20 protein-coding genes are annotated in these 22,228 nt (G+C 70.0%); 11 read left to right on the top strand and 9 right to left on the bottom strand.

The genetic code is table 11. The features are described from left to right. The first annotated feature begins 43 nt into the window (after positions 1 to 43). Entirely contained in the window at positions 44 to 2,149 is a 2,106-nt protein-coding gene (locus tag IE226_RS39545; protein ID WP_190086358.1) for an ATP-binding SpoIIE family protein phosphatase, read from the top strand. An 85-nt stretch (positions 2,150 to 2,234) separates the two neighbouring features. Here the strand turns inward: IE226_RS39545 and IE226_RS39550 are convergent, their stop codons facing one another. Then, on the bottom strand, positions 2,235 to 4,502 hold the full coding sequence (locus IE226_RS39550; protein ID WP_190086359.1) for a transglycosylase domain-containing protein: 2,268 nt from the start codon (positions 4,500 to 4,502) through the stop codon (positions 2,235 to 2,237). A 314-nt stretch (positions 4,503 to 4,816) separates the two neighbouring features. On the opposite strand from IE226_RS39550, the gene IE226_RS39555 reads away from it, so the two are divergent. The 3 genes from IE226_RS39555 to IE226_RS39565 are packed head-to-tail and all read left to right on the top strand — an operon-like array spanning position 4,817 to position 8,441. Further along, on the top strand, positions 4,817 to 5,344 hold the full coding sequence (locus IE226_RS39555; protein ID WP_190086360.1) for a PadR family transcriptional regulator: 528 nt from the start codon (positions 4,817 to 4,819) through the stop codon (positions 5,342 to 5,344). Next, entirely contained in the window at positions 5,341 to 6,027 is a 687-nt protein-coding gene (locus IE226_RS39560; protein ID WP_190086361.1) for an ABC transporter ATP-binding protein, read from the top strand. Before IE226_RS39555 ends, IE226_RS39560 begins: the two co-directional genes overlap by 4 nt. After that, a complete protein-coding gene (locus tag IE226_RS39565; protein ID WP_229871854.1) occupies positions 6,024 to 8,441 on the top strand; it encodes an FtsX-like permease family protein in 2,418 nt (805 codons plus the stop codon). Before IE226_RS39560 ends, IE226_RS39565 begins: the two co-directional genes overlap by 4 nt. Positions 8,442 to 8,477: 36 nt before the next feature. On the opposite strand, the gene IE226_RS39570 is transcribed toward IE226_RS39565, so the two are convergent. Next, positions 8,478 to 9,434 (bottom strand): LysR substrate-binding domain-containing protein, encoded by a 957-nt coding sequence (locus tag IE226_RS39570; protein WP_190086362.1) that lies wholly within the window; start codon positions 9,432 to 9,434, stop codon positions 8,478 to 8,480. A gap of 173 nt (positions 9,435 to 9,607) precedes the next feature. Between IE226_RS39570 and IE226_RS39575 the strand changes: the two genes are divergently transcribed. Both IE226_RS39575 and IE226_RS39580 read left to right on the top strand, forming a co-directional pair. Next, positions 9,608 to 10,162, top strand: coding sequence for a peroxiredoxin (locus tag IE226_RS39575; protein ID WP_190086363.1), 555 nt, complete (start codon positions 9,608 to 9,610; stop codon positions 10,160 to 10,162). Positions 10,163 to 10,178: 16 nt separating this feature from the next. After that, positions 10,179 to 10,709 (top strand): alkyl hydroperoxide reductase, encoded by a 531-nt coding sequence (locus IE226_RS39580; protein WP_190086364.1) that lies wholly within the window; start codon positions 10,179 to 10,181, stop codon positions 10,707 to 10,709. 58 nt (positions 10,710 to 10,767) lie between these two features. Here IE226_RS39580 and IE226_RS39585 read toward each other — a convergent pair whose 3' ends face one another. From IE226_RS39585 to IE226_RS39600, 4 genes are all read right to left on the bottom strand, one after another. After that, positions 10,768 to 12,147, bottom strand: coding sequence for an AI-2E family transporter (locus tag IE226_RS39585; protein WP_190086365.1), 1,380 nt, complete (start codon positions 12,145 to 12,147; stop codon positions 10,768 to 10,770). 126 nt (positions 12,148 to 12,273) lie between these two features. Next, on the bottom strand, positions 12,274 to 13,005 hold the full coding sequence (locus tag IE226_RS39590; RefSeq protein WP_506417425.1) for an aggregation-promoting factor C-terminal-like domain-containing protein: 732 nt from the start codon (positions 13,003 to 13,005) through the stop codon (positions 12,274 to 12,276). Positions 13,006 to 13,415: 410 nt separating this feature from the next. Next, the gene (phoH2, locus tag IE226_RS39595; protein ID WP_190086367.1) at positions 13,416 to 14,738 is read right to left on the bottom strand and encodes an RNA 5'-3' helicase PhoH2; all 1,323 of its coding nucleotides are present in this window, start codon (positions 14,736 to 14,738) and stop codon (positions 13,416 to 13,418) included. Between the two features lie 330 nt (positions 14,739 to 15,068). Next, entirely contained in the window at positions 15,069 to 15,830 is a 762-nt protein-coding gene (locus IE226_RS39600; protein WP_229871856.1) for an isoprenyl transferase, read from the bottom strand. 129 nt (positions 15,831 to 15,959) lie between these two features. On the opposite strand from IE226_RS39600, the gene mgrA reads away from it, so the two are divergent. Further along, positions 15,960 to 16,997, top strand: a complete 1,038-nt coding sequence (gene mgrA / locus IE226_RS39605; RefSeq protein WP_190086369.1) for an L-glyceraldehyde 3-phosphate reductase — start codon at positions 15,960 to 15,962, stop codon at positions 16,995 to 16,997. Positions 16,998 to 17,019: 22 nt separating this feature from the next. On the opposite strand, the gene IE226_RS39610 is transcribed toward mgrA, so the two are convergent. After that, complete coding sequence (locus tag IE226_RS39610) at positions 17,020 to 17,538, bottom strand: hypothetical protein (RefSeq protein ID WP_190086370.1); 519 nt, start codon at positions 17,536 to 17,538, stop codon at positions 17,020 to 17,022. Positions 17,539 to 17,874: 336 nt separating this feature from the next. On the opposite strand from IE226_RS39610, the gene IE226_RS39615 reads away from it, so the two are divergent. Then, entirely contained in the window at positions 17,875 to 18,231 is a 357-nt protein-coding gene (locus IE226_RS39615) for a DUF192 domain-containing protein (RefSeq protein ID WP_190086371.1), read from the top strand. Between the two features lie 239 nt (positions 18,232 to 18,470). Here IE226_RS39615 and IE226_RS39620 read toward each other — a convergent pair whose 3' ends face one another. Beyond that, positions 18,471 to 18,818, bottom strand: a complete 348-nt coding sequence (locus tag IE226_RS39620) for a winged helix-turn-helix transcriptional regulator (protein WP_190086379.1) — start codon at positions 18,816 to 18,818, stop codon at positions 18,471 to 18,473. Positions 18,819 to 18,945: 127 nt separating this feature from the next. Here IE226_RS39620 and IE226_RS39625 point away from each other — a divergent pair, with 127 nt between their 5' ends. Further along, positions 18,946 to 20,133, top strand: a complete 1,188-nt coding sequence (locus tag IE226_RS39625; RefSeq protein WP_190086372.1) for a winged helix DNA-binding domain-containing protein — start codon at positions 18,946 to 18,948, stop codon at positions 20,131 to 20,133. A 78-nt stretch (positions 20,134 to 20,211) separates the two neighbouring features. On the opposite strand, the gene IE226_RS39630 is transcribed toward IE226_RS39625, so the two are convergent. Further along, positions 20,212 to 20,967, bottom strand: a complete 756-nt coding sequence (locus IE226_RS39630; RefSeq protein WP_190086373.1) for a class I SAM-dependent methyltransferase — start codon at positions 20,965 to 20,967, stop codon at positions 20,212 to 20,214. A gap of 234 nt (positions 20,968 to 21,201) precedes the next feature. Between IE226_RS39630 and IE226_RS39635 the strand changes: the two genes are divergently transcribed. Continuing rightward, entirely contained in the window at positions 21,202 to 21,675 is a 474-nt protein-coding gene (locus IE226_RS39635) for an OsmC family protein (protein WP_190086374.1), read from the top strand. Further along, positions 21,672 to 22,088: an ACT domain-containing protein gene (locus tag IE226_RS39640; protein ID WP_229871855.1), complete on the top strand. Its 417-nt coding sequence runs from the start codon at positions 21,672 to 21,674 to the stop codon at positions 22,086 to 22,088. Before IE226_RS39635 ends, IE226_RS39640 begins: the two co-directional genes overlap by 4 nt. Positions 22,089 to 22,228 lie beyond the last annotated feature (140 nt).

Here is a 22,228-nt window from a genome sequence, read left to right on the forward strand (position 1 = left end):
CCGGACACCAAGGCGCAGCCCCGGACGGACGGATTCGAAACGCGTGACGGAGCACTCCATCCCCGACGAGGGCCGACAGCCCCGAGCTGCCCGGCCCGCCGCCCCCGCGGACGCCCGCGGGGCGCATGCGCGTGCCCGCAAGGCGCGGGACACCCCGGGCGCGCCCGCTTTCCCCGCACAGGCCCAGTCCCGTACGGGCGATCCCGCGGCCGGACCCTGCGACGAGCACTCCCAGCCGACCGGGCACTCGGCACAGCAGCCCGACCCGCACCGGCCGCGCCCGGTCCCCGGCGGCCCGCCCGCACGGCCGGACACCGACCCGTTGGCCGGACACCACGGCGACCGGGACATCCACGACGGCGCCCCGCCCGGCGCCCCCGGCGGCGAGGAGCGGCGTACGGGACAACCGCGGCCGCCCGGCTCGGGCCCCGCGGCGATGCGCCGCGACGGCGACCGGCTGCGCTTCGTGGGCGCCGCGACCCGGCGCATCGCCCGCGGCATCGACCTGGACGAGATCGTGATGGGCCTGTGCCGGGCCACGGTGCCGACGTTCTCCGACGCGATCCTGGTCTACCTCCGCGACCCGCTGCCGGTCGGCGAGGAGCGGCCGAGCGGCGCCCTCATCCTGCGCCTTCGCCGCACCGACCGGCTGCGCTCGATCGAGGAAGGGGCCGATGACCCCGACACCGAGAGCGGCGGCGTGCCCGCGCTCCAGGTGCAGAACGAACTCGTGTCGACGGCCGAGCTGTGCGAGGTGCGCCCCGGCGGCGCCCTCGCCGAGGTCCTGCGCGGAGTGCGCCCGGTCTTCGCCGACACCCCGGCGGCCCGCGCCGCACTGCCCGAACTGCTCGGCGACGGCCGCACCGTGCCGCTCGGCAAACGCACGATCCTCGCCCCGCTGCGCGGCAGGCGCCGGGTGATCGGCGCGGCGGTGTTCCTGCGCCGCCCCGACCGGCACGCCTTCGAGAACGACGACCTCCTGGTCGCCGCCCAACTGGCCACGCACAGCGCGCTCGGCATCGACAAGGCCGTGCTCTACGGCCGCGAGGCGTACATCGCCGACGAGCTCCAGCGCACGATGCTGCCCGAGACCCTGCCGCGCCCGACCGGCGTGCGCCTCGCGTCCCGCTATCTCCCGGCCGCCGAGACGGCCCGGGTCGGCGGCGACTGGTACGACGCGATCCCGCTGCCCGGCAGCCGGGTCGCGCTCGTCGTGGGCGACGTCATGGGGCACTCCATGACCTCGGCGGCGATCATGGGCCAGCTGCGTACGACGGCCCAGACCCTCGCCGGGCTCGACCTGCCGCCGCAGGAGGTCCTGCACCACCTGGACGAGCAGGCCCAGCGGCTCGGCTCGGACCGGATGGCCACCTGCCTCTACGCGGTCTACGACCCGGTCGCGCACCGCATCACCATCGCCAACGCCGGCCATCCGCCGCCCGTCCTGCTCCACCTGGGCGGCCGTGCCGAGGTCCTGCGGGTGCCGCCGGGCGCCCCCATCGGCGTCGGCGGCGTCGACTTCGAGGCCGTGGAGCTGGACGCGCCCGCGGGCGCCACCCTGCTGCTCTACACCGACGGCCTGGTCGAGTCCCGCCTGCGCGACGTGTGGACCGGCATAGAGCAGCTGCGCGAACGTCTCGCCGCCACCGCCCAGTTGACGGGCCCGGACCATCCGCCGCCCCTTGAGGCCCTCTGCGACGACGTGCTCGACATGCTCGGCCCCGGCGACCGGGACGACGACATCGCGCTGCTCGCCGCCCGCTTCGACGGGATCGCGCCGAGCGACGTCGCGTACTGGTACCTGGAACCGGAGGACGCCACACCCTCGCGTGCCCGCCGCCTGGCCCGCAGCGCCCTGGAGCGCTGGGGCCTCCAGGAGCTGAACGACTCCGTGGAGCTCCTGGTCAGCGAGGTCGTGACGAACGCCGTGCGGTACGCGTCCCGTCCGGTGACCCTGCGTCTGCTGCGTACGGACGTCCTGCGCTGCGAGGTCGGCGACGACGTCCCGCAGCTGCCGAGGTTGCGGCAGGCGCGGGCCACGGACGAGGGCGGCCGGGGGCTTTACCTGGTCAACAGGCTGGCCCGGCGGTGGGGCGCGACGCGGCTGAGTACCGGCAAGGTGGTGTGGTTCGAGCTGAACCACAGCTGAGCCCTGCGTTGGATCTGCCGACTAGCACCTGCGGGTGCGTCGTGGCTGGTCGCGCAGTTCCCCGCGCCCCCCTGGGGCGCGGGTCTCAGTCCCTGCCCGGCCGTCCGTTCGGGTTCTCCGGGATCTCGATGGTTTCCGACGGGTCGGGCTCCTCCGGTTCATCCGTCGGCTCCTCCGTCGTGGGCTCGTCGGTCGGCTCCTCCGTCGTCGGATCGTCCGTCGGCTTCTCGGTCGTCGGCTCGTCGCTCGGCTTTTCCGTCGTCGGCTCGTCGGACGGCTCCGTCGGCTCCTCGGACGGCTCCGTGGGCTCCTGCGTCGTCGGCTCCGGAGGCGGTGCGATGGCCGCGCCCATGGAGGTGTCCAGGTCGAACTCGCTGGGCGAGCCCATCGCCTTGAAGGTGTACGCCGCCCAGATCTGCGCCGGGAAGCTGCCGCCGTCGACGCGCGGCAGACCGCCGGCGCCCCTCATGGAGACCTGCTTGCTCTCCTCGGCGGTGCCCGCCGCTCCCTCGCCGAACAGGCCGACGGAGGTGACGAGCTTGGGCGTGTAACCGGTGAACCAGGCCGACTTGTTGTCGTCGGACGTACCGGTCTTGCCCGCCACGTCCTGCACCGGGCTGCGCACCGCGCTGCCCGTACCGTCGTCGACCACGCCGGTCAGGACCGAGGTGAGCGAGTCGGCGGTGCCGCGCTCGACGACCTTCTCGCCGATCGGGTCCGGCAGCTCGATCGTGCGGTCCTTGTGCTCCACGGAGGCCACGACCGCGGGGGTGACCTTCCTGCCATGGTTGTCGAGCGTGGCGTAGACGCCCGCCATCTCCAGCGGGCTCGCGCCCATGGTGCCCAGGGTCTGGGCGGGCACGGCGGGCAGATCATCGACGTCCATGCCGAGCTTGCCCGCGGTCTCCAGGACCTCGTCCATGCCGACGTCCACGCCCATCTGCGCGAAGACGGAGTTGATGGACTTGTTCATCGCCTTCTGGACGGTGACCTGGCCGTAGCTCTTGTCGTCCTCGTTCGGCGGCGCGAAGGCGACGTCGCTGCCCTTGACGGGGCGCTCGCTCGTGCCGTCGTAGACGGTGTTCGCCGTGATGGGCTGGCCCGACTGCGTCTTGGCCCCGTTCTCGAGCGCGGCGGCCAGGATCAGCGGCTTGAACGTGGAGGCGGGCTGGTAGTCACGCCGGGTGGCGTTGCTGACCTGGTGCTTGACGAAGTCCTGCCCGCCGTACATCGCAAGTACCTTGCCGGTCTTGGGGTCGACGGACACGGCACCCGCCTGCACCCGGGCGTCGGCCTTGCGCTTGTCGGGGTCGAGCTTGTCGTTCAGCCTCTTGTCGACGGCCTTCTCGAGCTGCTTCTGCTTCTTCTCGTCGATGTTGAGCGTGATCGAATATCCGCCCGCGTCGAACTGCTTCTCGCTGAGGTGGCCCGCCTTCATGACCTCGGCCTTGGCCCGCGTCACGAGGTAGCCGTTCTGGCCTTCGAGGCCGGGCGCGGCCTTGGGCGGCTCCGGCTTGTCGAAGGTCAGGCCCTCGCGCTCGCTCGCGGACAGCCAGTTCTCCTCGACCATGTTGTCGAGCACATAGTTCCAGCGGGCCTCGACCAGCTTCTTGCTGGCGTCCGTGGCGGACGTCCAGTCGTACTGGCTCGGGGCCTGGAGGAGGGCTGCGAGATAGGCGCCCTGCGAGACGCTCAGCTTCTCCGCGTCGACGCCGTAGTAGGCCTGAGCGGCGGCCTGGATGCCGTAGGCGCCGCGGCCGTAGTAGCTGGTGTTGATGTACCCGGCGAGGATCTTGTCCTTGCTGCTGTTCTGATCCACCTTCAGCGAGATGACCAGTTCCCTGAACTTACGGGTCACCGTCTGGTCCTGCGTCAAGTAGTAGTTCTTGACGTACTGCTGGGTGATCGTCGAGCCGCCCTGTTTGCCCTTGCCGGTGACGGTGTTGATCAGGCCGCGGGCCGTGCCCTTGAAGTCGACGCCCTTGTCCTTGTAGAAGGACTTGTTCTCGGCGGCCACGAACGTGCGCTGGACCTTCTTGGGCACCTTGTCCAGGTCGACGACCTCGCGGTTCAGCTCGCCGGTCCTGGCGATGACCTTGCCGTCCTTGTACTTGTAGACGTTGCTCTGGAGCTTGGCCGCGGCGTTGCCCTCGGGCACGTCGACCATCATGTAGAGGACGACGAAGCCGAGCATGCCGAGCAGGCAGAGCCCGAAGAACGTGCCCAGGATCTTCTTCAGCGTGAAGAAGCGGCGTATGCCCGTGCGCTTGGGTTTGCCGCCGCCGGCGGGGCGCCCGCGCGATGCCCGGCGCGCGCCGCGCTGCCGCGCTTGTCGCTCTTCCGCTCGGCCCATGAGTGTGAATGCTCCGCTTCCGTCTCGTGCACTTATTCCGTATGCCGTGGCAAGTCAGCTCAAGAAGCTAACACCGCACCTAGGGACAAAGGACTGCCGATCCGGCCTTTTCCGGACGTGACAATCAGCACCTGCCCCACAGGAACCGTGGATCGCTCCCGGAAGACAACCCCCGGCAGAAGACAGCCCCACCAGGAGACAGCTCCCAGTAAACCGACGTTCCCGGGGCCCAGAAGGTTGCCCGCCTCTCGAACCTGTGAGCTTCCCGTGACGGCTATACATGCCACGTATACACACGGTGTACAGTGCTCCGCATGTCCATCGGTCACACCCTCCTCGGCCTCCTTGAGTCGGGCCCGCGTCACGGCTACGACCTCAAGCGCACCTTCGACGAGAAGTTCGGTCACGACAAGCCCCTGCATTACGGGCAGGTCTACTCGACCATGTCCCGCCTCCTGAAGAACGGCCTCGTCGAGGTCGACGGCATAGAGACGGAGGGCGGCCCCGAGCGCAAGCGGTACGCGATCACCGACGCCGGCATCACCGACGTCGAGACGTGGCTCGCCACCCCCGAGAAGCCCGAGCCCTACCTCCAGTCGACCCTCTACACCAAGGTCGTCCTCGCCCTCCTCACCGACCGCGACGCCTCGGAGATGCTCGACTCCCAGCGCGCCGAGCACCTGCGCCTGATGCGCATCCTCACCGACCGCAAGCGCAAGGGCGACCTCGCCGACCAGCTCATCTGCGACCACGCGCTCTTCCACCTCGAAGCCGACCTGCGCTGGCTCGAACTGGCCGCCGCGCGCCTCAACAAGCTCGCCGAGGAGGTGCGCTCCGCATGACTCCCGCGGGTTCCCTCCTCACCGCCTCCGGGCTGCGCAAGACGTACGGTCCGACGACCGCGCTCGACGGCGCCGACTTCTCCATCCACCCCGGCGAGGTCGTCGCCGTGATGGGCCCCTCGGGCTCCGGCAAGTCCACGCTTCTGCACTGCCTCGCGGGGATCGTCAAGCCCGACGAGGGCTCCATCACCTACAACGGCCGTGAGCTCGCGGGCCTGCCGGACGCCGCGCTGAGCGCCCTGCGCCGCAGCGAGTTCGGGTTCGTCTTCCAGTTCGGGCAGTTGGTCCCCGAGCTGACGTGCGTCGAGAACGTCGCGCTTCCGCTGCGGCTCAACGGCGCAAGGCGCAAGGACGCCGAGCAGACCGCCCGTACCTGGATGGAGCGTCTGGAGGTCGACGACCTGCTCGGCAAGCGGCCCGGCGAGGTGTCCGGCGGTCAGGGCCAGCGCGTCGCCGTGGCCCGCGCGCTCGCCACCAACCCGCGCGTCCTCTTCGCCGACGAACCGACCGGCGCGCTCGACTCGCTCAACGGAGAGCGCGTGATGGAGCTGCTGACCGACGCCGCGCGCTCGACGAACGCCGCCGTCGTCCTCGTCACCCACGAGACGCGGGTCGCCGCCTACTCCGACCGCGAGATCGTCGTGCGCGACGGCAGGTCACGGGACATGGAGCGGGCCGTATGAGCCTCGACACCCGGGCGAAGGGCCATACGGAGACCGCGGCACCGCACCCCGGGCACACCCCGCCGGCGAGCGTGCGCGCCCGGGCCCGCGATCTCGTCCTCGGCATACGCTTCGCCGTCGGCGGCGGCCGTGCGGGCTGGGCCCGTACGATCCTGACCGCCGTCGGCGTCGGCCTCGGTGTGGCGCTGCTGCTCGGCGCGGCCTCCGTGCCGAACCTGCTCCAGCACCGGGACGACCGCTCGGTGGCCCGCTCGGACGCGGGCCAGTTCGACGGCAAGGACCGCCGGCGGTCCGACTCCAGCGTCCTGGTGCGCGGCGCCGACACCGACTTCCGGGACTCGACGGTGGCCGGCCGTGTGCTGCGCGCCGAGGGGAAGCACCCCGTACTGCCGCCCGGCCTGGACAAGATCCCCGCGGACGGCGAGATGGTCGTCTCGCCCGCCCTGCGCGATCTGCTGGACAGCCCGGAGGGCAAGCTCCTCAAGGAGCGCTTCGGCGCGTACCGCGTCACCGGCACCATCGGCGACCCCGGCCTCGTCCACCCCAAGGAGCTCTACTTCTACACCGGTTCCGACGCCCTCACACAGGCCAAGGGCGGTCACCGTGTCGCGAAGTTCGGCTACAAGCAGCCCCCGGAGCCGCTGGACCCGGTCCTCGTCGTACTGGTCGTCCTGGGCTGCGTGGTCCTGCTCACCCCCGTGATCATCTTCATCGGCACGGCGGTCCGCTTCGGTGGCGACCGGCGGGACAAGCGCCTCGCCGCGCTGCGCCTCGTCGGCGCGGACGCGAGGGCGGTACGCAGGATCGCGGCGGGCGAGTCCCTGTGCGGCGCGCTGCTCGGCCTGGTCCTCGGAGGCCTCGCCTTCCTGGCCCTGCGCGAGCTGCTCGGCGTGTTCGACGTGTGGAAGCTCAGCGCGTTCGCCTCCGACGTGACGCCGGTGCCCGGCCTCGCGGTGCTCGTCCTGCTCGCCGTCCCGCTCACCGCCGTCGTGGTCACGCTGATCTCGCTGCGCGCCGTCTCCATCGAGCCCCTCGGCGTCTTCCGCAACGCCAAGCCCCGCAAGCGCCGGATCTGGTGGCGCGTCCTCATGCCCGTGGTCGGCATCGGCATCCTGCTGTCCTCGGGACGCCTCGCGGGCGACCTGACCCCGCCGGTCTACGCCATCGGCCTGGGCGCGACGCTCACCCTGATCGGCCTCGCCGCGCTGCTGCCCTGGCTCGTCGAAGCGGCGGTGGCCCGGCTGCGCGGCGGGCCCGTGCCCTGGCAGCTGGCCATCCGCAGGCTTCAGTTGAGCAGCGGTACGGCGGCCCGCGCGGTCAGCGGCATCACGGTCGCGGTGGCGGGCGCCATCGCCCTGCAGATGATGTTCGGCGCGATGCACGACGACTTCAACCGGGTCACGGACAACGACCCCGGCCGGGCCAAGCTCCAGGTGCTCGCGGACGTCGGGGACGGCGAGCTCGCCGAGCAGATGATCGACAAGTTCCGTACGACCAAGGGCGTCGAGAACGTCATCGGCACGGTCGTCTCGTACGTCGTGAAGCCGGGCAAGCTGAAGAACGCCGACGACATCAGGCCCACGACCGAGCTGACGGTCGGCACCTGCGCGAACCTGCGCGAGCTGGCCCGGATCGACTCGTGCGAGGACGGCGACACCTTCGTCGTGCACACCGGTGACGCCGACATGAACGACTGGGTCGACGAGGCGGCCCGCCCCGGCAAGCCCGTCGACCTGAACTCCGTCAGCTGGGACGAGCCCGGCCACCGGCACATGCCGTGGACGCTGCCCGCCGACTCGCCCACGGTCAAGGCCCGCCCCGACCCGCGCGGCGACATGCACGACGGCATCTTCGCCACTTACGGAGCGATCTCCCCGTCCAAGCTGGTCGACGCCTCGACGAACGCCATGATCCAGGTCGATCCGGACGTGCGGGACAACGAGGAGTACGTCCGCAACGCCGCGGCCCGCATCGACCCGTTCCTCGACGTGATGACGCTGCGCGCGGTCGAGCGGGACAAGCAGTACGCCTCCATCCAGACCGGCCTGCAGATCGGGGCGATGGCGACGATGGTCCTCATCGCGGCGTCCATGCTGGTCTCGATGCTGGAGCAACTGCGCGAGCGCAGGCGCCTCCTTGCCGCGCTCACCGCGTTCGGCACACGCCGCGGCTCGATGGCGTGGTCGGTCCTGTGGCAGACGGCGATCCCGGTGGCCCTCGGTCTCGCTCTCGCCGTCGCGGGCGGTCTGGGCCTCGGCTTCGTCATGGTCCGCATGATCGAGAAGTCGGTCGCGGACTGGTGGATCTTCCTCCCGCTGACCAGTGCCGGGGCGGTGCTCGTCGCCGTCGTGACGCTGCTCAGCCTGCCGCCGCTGTGGCGCATGATGCGCCCGGACGGTCTGCGGACGGAGTAACCCCGCTCACCAGGGGGGGACGTTGCCGGTGCGGGGTCACAACACCCGCACCGGCAACGGCTTCGCGGCCCCCCTCAGCGCTGCGGCGAGCGCCTCGTACTCCGCCGCGCGCGCGGCTCCCGTACGCATCGCGAGGGCGACGCGCCGGGTCGGCGCCGGGTCCGCGAAGTACCCGGTGAGCAGCTGGTTGCTGCGGCTGGTCTCTACGCGGACGGCGGTGCGCGGCAGCAGCGTCACGCCGAGACCGCCTGCCACCAGCTGTACCAGAGTGGAGAGCCCGGCGGCGGTCGTGGTCACCGGCGCGTCCGCCCGCCCGGCCTCCCGGCAGATGTCCAGGGCCTGGTCGCGCAGGCAGTGCCCTTCGTCGAGCAGCAGCAGGTTCAGCTCGCGCAGGGCCTCGCGCGGGATTCCCTCGCGTCCGCCGAGCCAGTGGTCGAGCGGCGTGACGAGCACGAAGTCCTCGTCGAAGACGGGCAGTTCGGTGACGCCGGGCACGCCGAGCGGAACGGCGAGCAGCAGCAGGTCGAGCCGCCCGGCGCCGAGCCCCTCGATCAGCGACGAGGTCTGCTCCTCGTGCACCTGGAGATCCAGATCCGGGTACTTCTCGTGCACGAGCCCGATGAACGTGGGCAGCAGATACGGCGCCACGGTCGGGATGACGCCGAGCCGCAGCGCTCCGGTGAACGGCGCGCGCACCGCGTCGGCCTCCTCCATCAGCGCCCCGACCTCGTCGAGCACGGCCCTGGCCCGCACCGCGAGCCGCGCGCCCGCCGACGAGAGCAGCACCTTGCGGGTCGTACGCTCGAGCAGGGTGACCCCGAGCGTCTCCTCCAGGGCGGACACGGCGCCGGAGAGCGCGGGCTGGCTCATGCCGATCGCGGCGGCGGCGTCCCGGAAGTGCAGATGCTCGGCCACGGCGGCGAAGGCGCGCAGCTGGGCGAGGCTCGGCTGACGGGCGCCGCGCTTGGCCGCGGGCTTGGCGCTGGTGGCCACGTCACTCCTCCTTCTTGCTTGTCCCCTTGTTCACGAGGACTGATAGCTAGTTCCGATCAACACGACCCACTCTAGCTATTTCCATAATCAATGCACCCTGTGCCACCATCAACATCAGTCCAACCCCCCAGGAAACTCCCCAAAAGGGATTTTCTTTGCAGCAAGGAGTGCGCGTGCTCACTGTCGGTGACAAGTTCCCCCAGTTCGATCTGACCGCCTGCGTCTCGCTGGAGAAGGGCGCTGAGTTCAAGCAGATCGACCACAAGACCTACGAGGGCAAGTGGAAGATCGTCTTCGCGTGGCCCAAGGACTTCACCTTCGTGTGCCCCACCGAGATCGCCGCCTTCGGCAAGCTGAACGACGAGTTCGCTGACCGTGACGCCCAGATCCTCGGCTTCTCCGGTGACTCCGAGTTCGTGCACCACGCCTGGCGCAAGGACCACCCGGACCTGACCGACCTGCCCTTCCCGATGCTGGCCGACTCGAAGCACGAGCTCATGCGTGACCTCGGCATCGAGGGCGAGGACGGCTTCGCGCAGCGCGCCGTCTTCATCGTCGACCAGAACAACGAGATCCAGTTCACGATGGTGACCGCCGGTTCCGTGGGCCGTAACCCCAAGGAGGTCCTCCGGGTCCTCGACGCCCTCCAGACCGACGAGCTGTGCCCCTGCAACTGGAGCAAGGGCGACGAGACCCTCGACCCGGTCGCGCTGCTCTCGGGCGAGTGAACGGAGCTTTCTGAACATGGCACTCGACGAACTGAAGTCCGCCGTACCGGACTACGCCAAGGACCTGAAGCTGAACCTCGGCTCGGTCATCGGCAACTCGGACCTGCCGAAGCAGCAGCTCTGGGGCACGGTGCTCGCCTGCGCGATCGCATCCCGCTCCCCGAAGGTGCTGCGCGAGCTGGAGCCCGAGGCGAAGGCGAACCTCTCCCCCGAGGCGTACACCGCCGCCAAGTCGGCCGCGGCCGTCATGGCGATGAACAACGTCTTCTACCGCACGCGCCACCTCCTGTCGGACCCGGAGTACGGGACGATGCGGGCCGGCCTGCGGATGAACGTCATCGGTAACCCGGGCGTGGAGAAGGTCGACTTCGAGCTGTGGTCGCTCGCGGTCTCCGCGATCAACGGCTGCGGCCAGTGCCTCGACTCGCACGAGCAGGTGCTGCGCAAGGCGGGCGTGGATCGCGAGACGATCCAGGAAGCCTTCAAGATCGCCGCGGTCATCCAGGCGGTCGGCGTGACGCTGGACTCGGAGGAGTCCCTGGCGTAATGCCGTACGGAAAGGCCCCGCTCAGCAACTGCTGAGCGGGGCCTTTCCGTGTCGTGCCTCAGGCCTGCGACTGCGCGTCCGTCGGCGGGGAGGGCGTCGGATCCACCGGGGCGACATCCACCGCCGTGGCCCCCCGCGGCTGCGGCGACTGCTTCAGGGCCGCCTCGCGGGAGTAGGCCCGCAAGTAGCCCACCACCGTGTTCGTCACGGCGACCAGCGGCACCGCCACCACCGCCCCGCCGATCCCGGCGACGAGCCCGCCCGCGGCCACGGAGAGCACCACGGCCAGCGGATGCACGCGTACGGCACGGCCGAGGATGAACGGCTGGAGGATGTGGCCCTCGATCTGCTGCACCGCCAGGACCACGACCAGCGTCATCACGCCGGTGAAGACGCCCTGGGTCACCAGACCGACCACCACGGCGAGCGCGCCCGAGACCACCGCGCCCACCAGCGGGATGAACGCGAACAGGAAGATGAAGACGGCCAGCGGCACCGCCATCGGCACCCCGAGGAAGTAGATCCCGAGGCCGATGAAGATCGCGTCGATCAGAGCCACTATCACCGTGCCGCGCACATAGGCCGTCAGCGTGCGCCAGGCACGCGGCCCCGCACCCGCGATACCGGGCCGCGCGGGCGCCGGGACCAGGTTCAGGACCCACTGCCAGATCCGCTTGCCGTCGTAGAGCAGGAACAGCGTCGAGAACATCGCGAGCAGGATGCCCGTCATGGCCTCCACGATCACGGTGACCCCTTCGAGCCCCGCCGACGTCAGCTCCTCCGTGTTCGCCCCGACCGCCTCGCGCAAACTCTTGGCGATGTCGTTGATCTGGTCCTCGGTGACGTGGAACGGGCTGGTGAGCAGCCAGTTGCGCAGATCGTCGATGCCGTCCTGGACCTGGCTGGAGAGCGTGTCCACGTTGTCCATGACCTGCCAGACAACGAACCAGCCGACCAGGCCGATGACGACGAAGCCGAGGACGGCCGTGACAACCGTCGCGAGCCCCCTGGGAAGACCGAGCCGCTTGAGCCGGACCACTGTCGGCTGGAGCATCGCGGTCACGAGCAGCGCCGCGACGAAGGCGAAGACGACGAGCTGTACGGCGCTGATGACCTTCATCAACACCCAGAGCGTGCCCGCGAGTACGAGAAGGCGCCAGCCGGCCTCGGCCGCCACCCGCATCCCCCACGGCACCGCGGCGACGGGGTCGGGCCGCGCGGACACGGCGGGCGCGTACGCGGGCGGGGCGGGCACGACCTGCTCGAGATCCTCGTCGATGGCCGGCCCTGCCGCCAGGCCGGCGTCGTCGCCCACCATCCGCCCCGGCGACTTCATTCCGTCCGACGGACCGGAATCGGGGTCATCGCGCCCCATCCGCTCGCCCATCTGAGACAGCCCGGCACCGAGCCGGCCGATCCACCCAGGTACTCGCGACATGATCCGTCCTCTTCCCCCGTCTTTCCCCACCACTCCCCCCTGGAAGCCGTCGGACTGACCGTACACGGCTGAGACCCCCCACCGAATGACGGTGAGGGGCCTCGAAAAGGTTGAGCGAGCCGCAGCTCAGTACCAGTTGTTCGCCTGCCAGAAGTCCCAGGCACCGCAGGGGCTTCCGTAGCGGTCGTTCATGTAGCCGAGACCCCACTTGATCTGCGTGGCGGGGTTCGTCTGCCAGTCCGCTCCGGCCGAGGACATCTTGGAACCGGGCAGCGCCTGGACGAGGCCGTAGGCACCCGAAGAGGGGTTGCTGGCCTTGTAGTTCCAGGTGGACTCGTGGTTGACGATGTTGCTGAAGCACTGGAACTGGTCGCCGGGGACCATCTGCCGTGCCATCGCCTGAACCTGCGCGACCGTGTACGAGGACTGCGTGGTGAAGGACGAGGCGTCACGCGTGGAGGAACGGCTGGCCTTGGACTCGGCCTCCTCCTTGCGCTCCTTGGCGTCGGCCGCCTTCTGGGCTGCCTCCGCCTTCTCCGCCTTCTCGGCGGCCTTCTGCTTGGCGATCGCCGACTCGGCGGCCTTCTTGCGGGCTGCTTCCGCGGCAGACTTCTTCGCGGCCGTGTCCGCAGCCATGGCCTGTGCGTCGGCCTGCTGCGTCAGGGACGCGGTCTGCACCTGGGCCTGCTGACCCGCGGGGATGTCTGCGAGGAGTGTCGCGTCGCTTGCCGCCGCCTCGAAGTCGTTGTCATTCGAGGCGCCCTGGGTGCTGCCCGAGGCGACACCGACAACAGCGCCGACAGTGGTGACCGCGGTGGCGGATGCCACGGCGAATCCCCGGACCGAAATCCGGCTCACACGGTTTCCTTCCAGCATCGCCCGCATAGGTGACCTCGCGGACGCAATCGTGCCCCTGAACGCTGGCCTCCGCTGGTTTCTCGGTCACGGGAGGCACGGGCCCGGTGGGCAACCCCCGTTACGGGAGTGCCGCGTGGTACTTCGGGCGGCATGCGACGGCCACTATGAAGTTCTGGTGTTTCCGGGTTGCAGTACCTCTGGGGGTACACGTGTGTCGCATGCGGGGCCTGACAGGACCCAGACTCTGCCCCAGCCGGACGCCGCAAGGCAATTCTCCGTGCCGTGTGAAAGCTCACACCTCGTTTGCCCCGGGAGTTTTTCGGAAAAGGGCGGACGCCAAGACGCCGCCCGGCTAAGCTCCTTCGCTTCGCCGGGCGGCGCCAACTACCGCGTAACCAGGGTGAACTGGTTCAGATCTGGCCGTCCTCCAGCATTTCGGTCACAAGCGCCGCGATCTGCGAACGCTCGGAGCGGGTGAGCGTGACATGGGCGAAGAGCGGATGGCCCTTCAGCTTCTCGACGACGGCAACTACCCCGTCGTACCGCCCCACTCGGAGGTTGTCGCGCTGGGCGACGTCATGAGTGAGGACGACTCGGGAGTTCGCCCCGATCCTGGACAGAACGGTCAGAAGAACGTTTCGCTCCAGGGATTGGGCCTCGTCGACGATCACAAACGCGTCGTGCAACGAGCGCCCGCGGATATGGGTGAGCGGGAGCACTTCGAGCATGCCGCGCGCCGTCACCTCCTCGATGACCGCCTTGCCCGCCACCGAGCCCAGCGTGTCGAAGACCGCCTGCGCCCAGGGGCCCATCTTCTCGGCCTCGGTGCCGGGCAGATAGCCGAGCTCCTGCCCACCCACCGCGTACAGCGGCCGGAAGACCATCACCTTCTGGTGCTGGCGGCGCTCCAGGACGGCCTCGAGGCCCGCGCAGAGCGCGAGAGCCGACTTGCCCGTGCCCGCACGGCCGCCCATCGACATGATGCCGATGTCCGGATCGAGCAGCAGATCGAGCGCGATGCGCTGCTCCGCACTCCTTCCCTTGAGGCCGAAAGCCTCACGATCACCGCGTACGAGACGGACGTTGCCCTCTGCCGTGACGCGGCCGAGCGCCTTGCCCTTCTCGGACTGGATGGTGAGCCCCGTGTGCACGGGCAGGTCCGCCGCCTCCGGTACATACAGAGTGTCTTCCTCGAAGAGGAGATCCACCTGTTCGCCGGAGAGGGTCAGTTCGGTCATTCCGGTCCAGCCGGAGTCCGTGATGGCGAGCTCGGCGCGGTACTCCTCCGCGAGGAGGCCGACCGAGGACGCCTTGATCCTCAGGGGCAGATCCTTCGACACGACGGTGACGTCGTATCCCTCTGCCTGGAGGTTGCGTGCGACGGCGAGAATCCGTGAGTCGTTGTCCCCCAACCGGTAGCCGGCCGGAAGCACGCCGGGATCGGAGTGGTTGAGCTCGACTCGCAGCGTGCCGCCCAGGTCGCCGATCGGGATCGGCGCGTCCAGGCGACCGTGCCGGACCCGGCAGTCGTCCAGGAGGCGCAGGGCCTGCCGGGCGAAGTAGCCGAGCTCGGGATGGTGCCGCTTCGCCTCGAGCTCCGTGACCACGACGACGGGCAGCACGACTTCGTGCTCGTCGAAGCGGTACATGGAGTTCGGGTCTGCGAGCAGAACGCTGGTGTCGAGAACATAGGTGCGCCTGTCGGGCATGCGGCGCTTCGTGCTGGTCACCACGGAAGGACGTACCCCCTCGGATGAGGTCGGGGAGCGACGGGAAGGATGCCGGGAGAAATCCGGGCCGGTCTCGGACCCCAGTGCGCGGGCCGAGCTCCGGCCCTCCGCTTCGCCCGTACTCACCGCACGGTCGTCCTGGTGCAAAGGGCCTCCCGGGCGGACGGCCCCATGCCGTCCGCTGAGATACGACATCCGTGAATCGGATGTCGACCTGGAAGGCTTATTCCCTCGAACAAGCGCAGCCATGCCAGGGCATATGACGGCGCGTCCGTGAACTCTGGGTTACTCACACCTCATCGCCATGAGTACCCCGCGACCGCCTCAGGGGCGTCAGCCGCCGTAACGCCGGTGCCGGGCCGCGTAATCACGCAGCGCGCGCAGGAAATCGACCTTGCGGAAAGCCGGCCAGAAAACTTCACAGAAGTAGTACTCGGAGTGGGCCGACTGCCAGAGCATGAAGCCGGACAGGCGCTGCTCACCACTCGTTCGGATCACCAGGTCGGGGTCCGGCTGGCCGCGTGTGTAGAGGTGCTTGGAGATCAGGTCGACGTCCACGGTCTCCGCGACGTCCTCCAGGCTCGTGCCCTTCTCCGCGTGGTCCAGGAGCAGCGAGCGGACCGCGTCGGCGATCTCCTGCCGGCCGCCGTAGCCGACGGCCACGTTGACCAGTATTCCCTTGTTGCCGTGGGTGGCCTGCTCGGCTTCCTTCAGGACGGCCCGGGTGCGGTCGGGCAGCAGGTCCATCGTGCCCACGTGGTGGACGCGCCAGCGGCCGTCGGCGGCGAGGCTGCGGACCGTGTCCTCGATGATGCCCAGGAGCGGGATCAGCTCCCGCTCGGGGCGGTCGAAGTTGTCGGTCGACAGCATCCAGAGGGTGACGACCTCGACGTCGGTCTCGGCGCACCAGCCGAGGAACTCCTCGATCTTGTACGCACCCGCCTGGTGTCCCTGTTCGGTGGTCCCGCCGGAGGCCTTCGCCCAGCGCCTGTTGCCGTCGAGGATGACCCCGATGTGCTTGGGCACCTGGTCGTGGTCGAGGCGGCCTTCCACCCGGCGTGCGTAAAGTCCGTACACCAGGTCGCGCAGGTTCACTTCTGTCAGCCCCTCCATGCAGATGGCAGTCCCCGAAGGCGAAAGCCTACCGCTGTGAGGCCGGGGTTCCGCCCTCGGGTGATCCGGGCTTGCCCCCGCAAGATCGAGCGCTGAAGTAGCTTCGTACCCATGAACGACACGTCTCTGTACCAAGCGGCAGCGGACCGTTACGACACCATGGAGTACCGGCGCACGGGCCGCAGCGGCCTGAAGCTGCCCGCCGTCTCCCTCGGCCTGTGGCACAACTTCGGTGACGACAAGTCCCTGGAGAGCCAGCGCGCGATCCTGCGCCGCGCGTTCGACCTGGGCGTCACCCACTTCGACCTGGCGAACAACTACGGCCCGCCGGCCGGTTCCGCCGAGCTCAACTTCGGCAAGCTGTTCGCACAGGACTTCGCCCCGTACCGCGATGAACTGGTCATCTCGACCAAGGCGGGCTACCTCATGCACCCCGGCCCGTACGGCGAGTGGGGCTCGCGCAAGTACCTGCTGTCGTCCCTCGACGCCTCGCTGAAGCGGATGGGCGTGGACTACGTCGACATCTTCTACTCGCACCGCTTCGACCCCGAGACGCCGCTCGAGGAGACGATGGGCGCGCTCGCCTCCGCCGTACAGCAGGGCAAGGCGCTGTACGTGGGCGTCTCCTCGTACAACAGCGAGCAGACCGCCGAAGCGGCGCGCCTGCTGCGGGAGATGGGCGTGCCCGCGCTCATCCACCAGCCCTCGTACTCGATGATCAACCGCTGGACCGAGGACGACGGGCTGCTCGACACGCTCGAGGACGCGGGCATGGGCTGCATCTCGTTCGTGCCGCTGGCGCAGGGGCTGCTCACGAACAAGTACCTGAAGGGCATCCCGGAGGGTTCGCGTGCCACGCAGGGCAAGTCGCTCGACCCCGACCTCCTGAGCGACGAGGTCGTGCGCCGGCTCAATGGCCTGAACGACATCGCGGCCCGCCGCGACCAGTCGCTCGCGCAACTGGCGCTGAACTGGGTCCTTCGCGACGAGCGCATGACCTCCGCGCTCATCGGCGCCTCCAGCGTGAAGCAGTTGGAGGAGAACGTGGCGGCCCTCGCGGGCCCGAAGCTCACGGACGGGGAACTGGCCGAGATCGACACGTTCGCGGTGTCTACGCCGGGGACCAACATTTGGGCGGGCCGGAGTTAGTCCGGAGTCGGTCCGGCGGGATTCAGCCGGTGTACCCCTGCCCCTGCCACTGCGCCGGGGCGGGGGTGCGCCCGCGCTTGAACCAGGCGCCGGCGGAGCCCTGGCCGAGCAGGATCACGAGTGCGATCGAGCAGCCCACGAGGATGAGGCCGCCCGGGCCCGCACCCCGGCCGAGGGCGCCGAACCCGACCAATATCTGCACGCTGCTGAGCACGATCGACGCGACACGCTTCCCGTGACCGGGCAGGTGGAAGCGGAAAGCCAGCACGCACAGCGTGATCAGCAGGAAGTTGCTCCCCAGTACCGCGCCCGCCGCTTCGGGCCCGTACAGCGCGCCGCCGATGACGGAACCGAGCAGGCACATCCCGGAGAGCGTCCAGATGATCACCTGCGCGGCACGGACGCTCCCCGGCATCTTCTGCGGCAGAAGCGGTCCGAAGCCGTACGCGCCATAGGCGGCGTAGGCGGGGTCCATCGCGGGGCCCGGGTAGCCGGGCAGGCCGGCCTGCGGGTTCTGCGGCGGAGGGAACTGGTTCGACATGTCCCTGACCATATCCGGAGGCCTCGGATCCCGGCCGGGACGGGCGGCGCGGGACAGCCCGCGTCCGGGCACAAAAAATCGGGCCGGTCCATGGGGGGGAGATGGACCGGCCCGAGGGGGGGTTTCCACCATAACCCTTCGTAAGTGTTGTCGCGCGCATCGGCGTGCCACAACTACTCTCCGAAACCGGATGACGACTCCGAGACCCTGTTCTCCCACCGGATTTCCGCCTCCGGCGGCATATTCCGGCCTCGCGGTGCGTAGCCCATTGGAGGGAACGGGCGGCGGGGCGCGGGCTTGACGCGGCGGGCGGCCGTGGCGCTAGCTTCGGCTCGTATGGCGACGCTTCTGCTCCCGACCGGCCAGGCACTCCCCCTGGAGATCGCGGACTCCGCCGGTGCGCGGCGGCGCGGGCTGCTCGGCCGGGACGGAGTGACCGGGGCGCTGTTACTGAGCCCCGCGAACAGCGTGCACACGGTGCGGATGCGGTTCGCCGTGGACGTGGCACATCTGGACCGGGAGCTGCGGGTGCTGTCCGTGCGGACGATGCGGCCCTGGCGGATCGGGCGGCCCCGGCTGCGGGCCCGGCACGTCCTGGAGGCGGAGGCGGGGGCGATGGCCGGGTGGGGCGTGCGCCGGGGCATGCGGGTCGAGGTGCGGACCCGTGAGCCGGGCGGCTCCGAGGGGAAGTGAGGGCGCGCGGAGCCGCGCGGCCCCCTCCACCGCGCGGCACCGCTACACGTGGCTTTGCTCACGCGAATTCGCCTTGGTCTGAACTTACGTGATGTCCGCGCCGAGATCGAGCCGGTACCGATAACGATGCGGAATCAACGCCACCTGTTCCGGGATCACTTGGCTAACAATCGGCACGGCGAGGCAACCATCCACCCGGTTTCTCCGTCGGGCGGCGCCCGTCCAGCAGGCGCCGTCCGTCAGGCCGCCGTGCCTTCCTTCTTGCAATCCCGGTTGGCCACCAGCTGCTCCATGTGCTCGTCGCCCCACACGCCCAGCGGGATCAGCGCCTCGTTCAAAGACGTACCGAGGGAGGTCAGCGAGTACTCGACCTTCGGCGGCACCTCCCGGTACACCTCGCGATGCACGATGCCGTCGGACTCCAGCTCGCGGAGCTGCTGGATGAGCACCTTCTCGCTGATCCCCTCGGTGTGCCGCCGGAGCTCGCCGAAGCGGAGTGTCCTGCCGGCGTGGAGCGCCCACAGGATCATCGGCTTCCACTTGCCGCCGACGACGTCGACGGCCGCATCGAGTCCGCAGACGTACATCGCCTTGCCGCCCTCGCCGCTCCCCTTGTCGCTCTCCGAAATGCCCTCCGTGCCGGTCTTCGGCATGGTCCACTCCTCGTGTCCGCAGAGCCACTTACCCGATGGACAGTATCGAAGGAGACTGCCGATGAGCGCCCCTGTCACCGTCACCTGGAGTGCTGCCAACGCCCGGCGCATGGGGCGGCAGTTCCTGCGGACGCCGGCGAAACCGGGTGAGGCAGGACCCGGCGAGGTCGTCGGCGCGATGCTCGGTGCGCAGGCGCAGGTGTCGTCCGCCGCGGAGCTGTCGGTGGGGCTGCGGATGGACGGGGCGACCCGGCAGGACGTACGCGAGGCGCTGTGGGGCGAGGAGCCGAGCCTGGTCAAGACGTACGGGCCGCGCGGCACGATCCACTTCCTGCCGGTCGCCGAACTCCCCCTCTGGACAGGCGCGTTGTCCGCGATTCCCGGCGGCCCGAGCCCCTTCAAGGCCGCTGATCGGCTCACCGAGTCGCGGACGGAGCAGATCGTGAGCGCGATCGGGGAGGCGCTGGACGGGGCCCGCCTGACGATCGACGAGCTCGGCGACGAGGTGGTGGCGCGCACGGGCCCCTGGGCGGGTGATCTGGTGCTGCCGGCCTTCCAGGGGATGTGGCCGCGCTGGCGCTCGGCCATGCATCTGGCGGGCCACCGCGGGATGCTGTGCTTCGCGCCGAACCGGGGACGCAAGGTGACGTACACCCGCCCGCCGGCCGCCGGTGAGCCGCCGCTCGACGCGGAGACGGCGACGGGACGCCTGGCACGGCGGTTCCTGTACGCGTACGGGCCCGCGACACCTCGCCAGTACGCCAAGTGGGCTGCCGCGCCCGGCGCTTGGGCGGACGCGGTTTTCGCGTCCCTGGCGTCTTCCGGGGACATCGAGGAGGTCCGGGTGGAGGGGGAGCCGGGGCCGGCGTCGTGGGTGACCGCGGGTGACACGGAGTTCCCCGAGTACCCGGAGGAGCTGGTGGCGGGCGTACGGCTGCTCCCCTACTTCGACGCGTTCGTGATCGCCTCCCACCCGCGGGGCCGGCTCTTCCCCGGTCGCGCCTACGAGAGGGCGCTGGCCGGGGGCCAGGCAGGCAACTTCCCCGTGCTCCTGATCGACGGAGTCGTGGCAGGGGTCTGGCACCAGCGCCGCAGCGGCCGCCGCGTGACGGTCACGGTGGAACCCCTCGCCCCGCTGACTGCCGCGCGGGAGCGGGGCCTGGAGGGGCAGGTGGAGAGGGTGGGGGAAGTGCTTGAGGGGCGGGCGGAGTTGGTGGTGGGTGAGGTGACGGTGGGGGCGCATGCGTAGGGGTGCGCGCTTAGGGGTGCGCGCTTAGAGGTACGTGCGTAGGGGCGGCCCGGAGCCTCTGCACAGGCGCCCGCGAGATCAGGGCTTGCGGGCGTTGATCAGATGCCGTGTGCTGTGGGCCACGAAGGGCCCCCGCTCCTCGATCTGCTGGTGCAGTTCCAGCAACTGGGGCCGGTAGCGCTCCACCGAGAAGTCCGGCACCATCCACACGACTTTCCGCAGGAAGTGGACGACGGCCCCGATGTCATGGAACTCGATCCGCAGCCGCTCGGCCCGCAGGTCGACGATCTCCAGACCGGCCGCCTCCGCCTCCGCGCGCTCGCCGTCGGGGTGACGTCCGTTCCGTACGGAGTCGGGCTGAGGCCCGAGGAAGTACTCGACGACCTCGAAGACGCTGGCGGGGCCCACGTGCTGCGCGAAGTACGTCCCTCCGGGACGCAGGACGCGCGCGATCTCCACGAAGTCCGCCTTGACCGGATGCCGACTGGTGACCAGGTCGAACGCCTCCGCCGCGAACGGCAGCGGCGCGTCCTCCGGCGAGGCCACGACCACCGCGCCGCGCGGATGCAGCAGGGCGGTGGCCTTGGCGACGTTCGGGGCCCATCCCTCCGTGGCGACGGCAAGCGGCGGCAGGGCGGGCGCGGAGGCGAGGACTTCGCCGCCGCCGGTCTGGATGTCGAGGGAGGCGGTGGCGTGCCCGAGCCGCTCACCCATGGCGTGGGCGTACCGCCAGGAGGGCCGCTCCTCCGTGGCCCGCCCCTCGAACCAGGAGAAGTCCCAGCCCTCGGTAGGGGCCGACTCCGCTTCCGCCACAAGTACGTCGAAACTGCGCATGCGGCGATCTTCGCATCGGACGGGGCGGCGGCTCATCTCCATTAACTGCTGACCGGGTCCGGAGCCGGAGCGCCGGCCCGGTACACCGGCCATGTCAGCTACCACCCGCTCCGTAGTGGAGGAACATCCTCGGCCGGATCGGATCGGCGAAGGAGACTCCGAGCGCATCGCCGCGCTGTACGCCCACGACGCTTCGGCCGGGACCGAAACTTTACGGCCCTAGGTTCGCCCCCCATGAGCACGCATACGCATACGCATACCCACGCATACCAAGTAGACCTGCACTGGCGGGGTTCCACCGGCGCCGGGATCCGCGCCTACTCGCGCGACCACACCGCCGTCGCCGCGCCCGCTCCAGCCGTCGGACTGAGCGCGGACCCTGCCTTCCGCGGCAGCCCCGAGCGCCTCAACCCCGAGCAGCTCGTGGTCATGGCCGCCTCGTCCTGCCAGATGCTGTCCTTCCTCGGAGCGGCCGCCCGCGCGGGCGTGGACGTACTCGCGTACGACGACGAGGCCACCAGCCACCTCGACCTGACGGCGAAGCCCGTCCGCCTGGCGGGCGTTCGCCTGGACGTGACCGTGAGGGTCGCCGCCGGGACGGACGCGAACACGGTTCAAGAACTCACCGCGCAAGCTCACCGCGGCTGCTACATCGCGAACAGCCTGTCCGTTCCGGTGGAGGTCACGGTCACGGTGGTGACCGCGTGAGCGCGCACTTGCAGGACATCGAGGTACGCCTGCCGAACCGGCCCGGCGCGCTGGCCGACCTCGGCCAGGCTCTCGGGGGCGCCGGGGTGAGTCTGGAGGGCGGGGGCGTGTTCACCCACGACGGGCGGGCCGTCGCGCACTACCTCGTCGACGACGGCCCCGCCGCGCTGGCTGCCGCCACGGCTGCGGGGCTCGGTCCCGCCGTCGTACGCGACGTCGTCATGACCCGCCTCGACCAGGAGACGCCGGGCCGGCTCGGCACCCTGACCCGCCTGCTCGGCAACGCCGGGGTCAACATCCAGGTCCAGTACAGCGACCACGCCGGCAACCTCGTCCTACTCGTACCGGACGAGGACGCCGAGGTGTGCCGTGCCGCTCTCGGAGGGTGGGACCAGGGCCGGTCCGCGGGGTGAGGAGTTCTATTGGGGTCAGGGGCAGCTGCTGTGCTGGTCCGGCGACGGTGTTGGTTGCCGGTGCCGTCCGGTTCTCCGGAGTTTGGCGGTTACGGGCCGGGCGTAAAGGGCGCTCCGCTGCGCTGCGCGTCGGCTGCGCC

The sequence above is a fragment of the Streptomyces longisporoflavus genome, assembly GCF_014649775.1.
Classification (GTDB): domain Bacteria; phylum Actinomycetota; class Actinomycetes; order Streptomycetales; family Streptomycetaceae; genus Streptomyces; species Streptomyces longisporoflavus.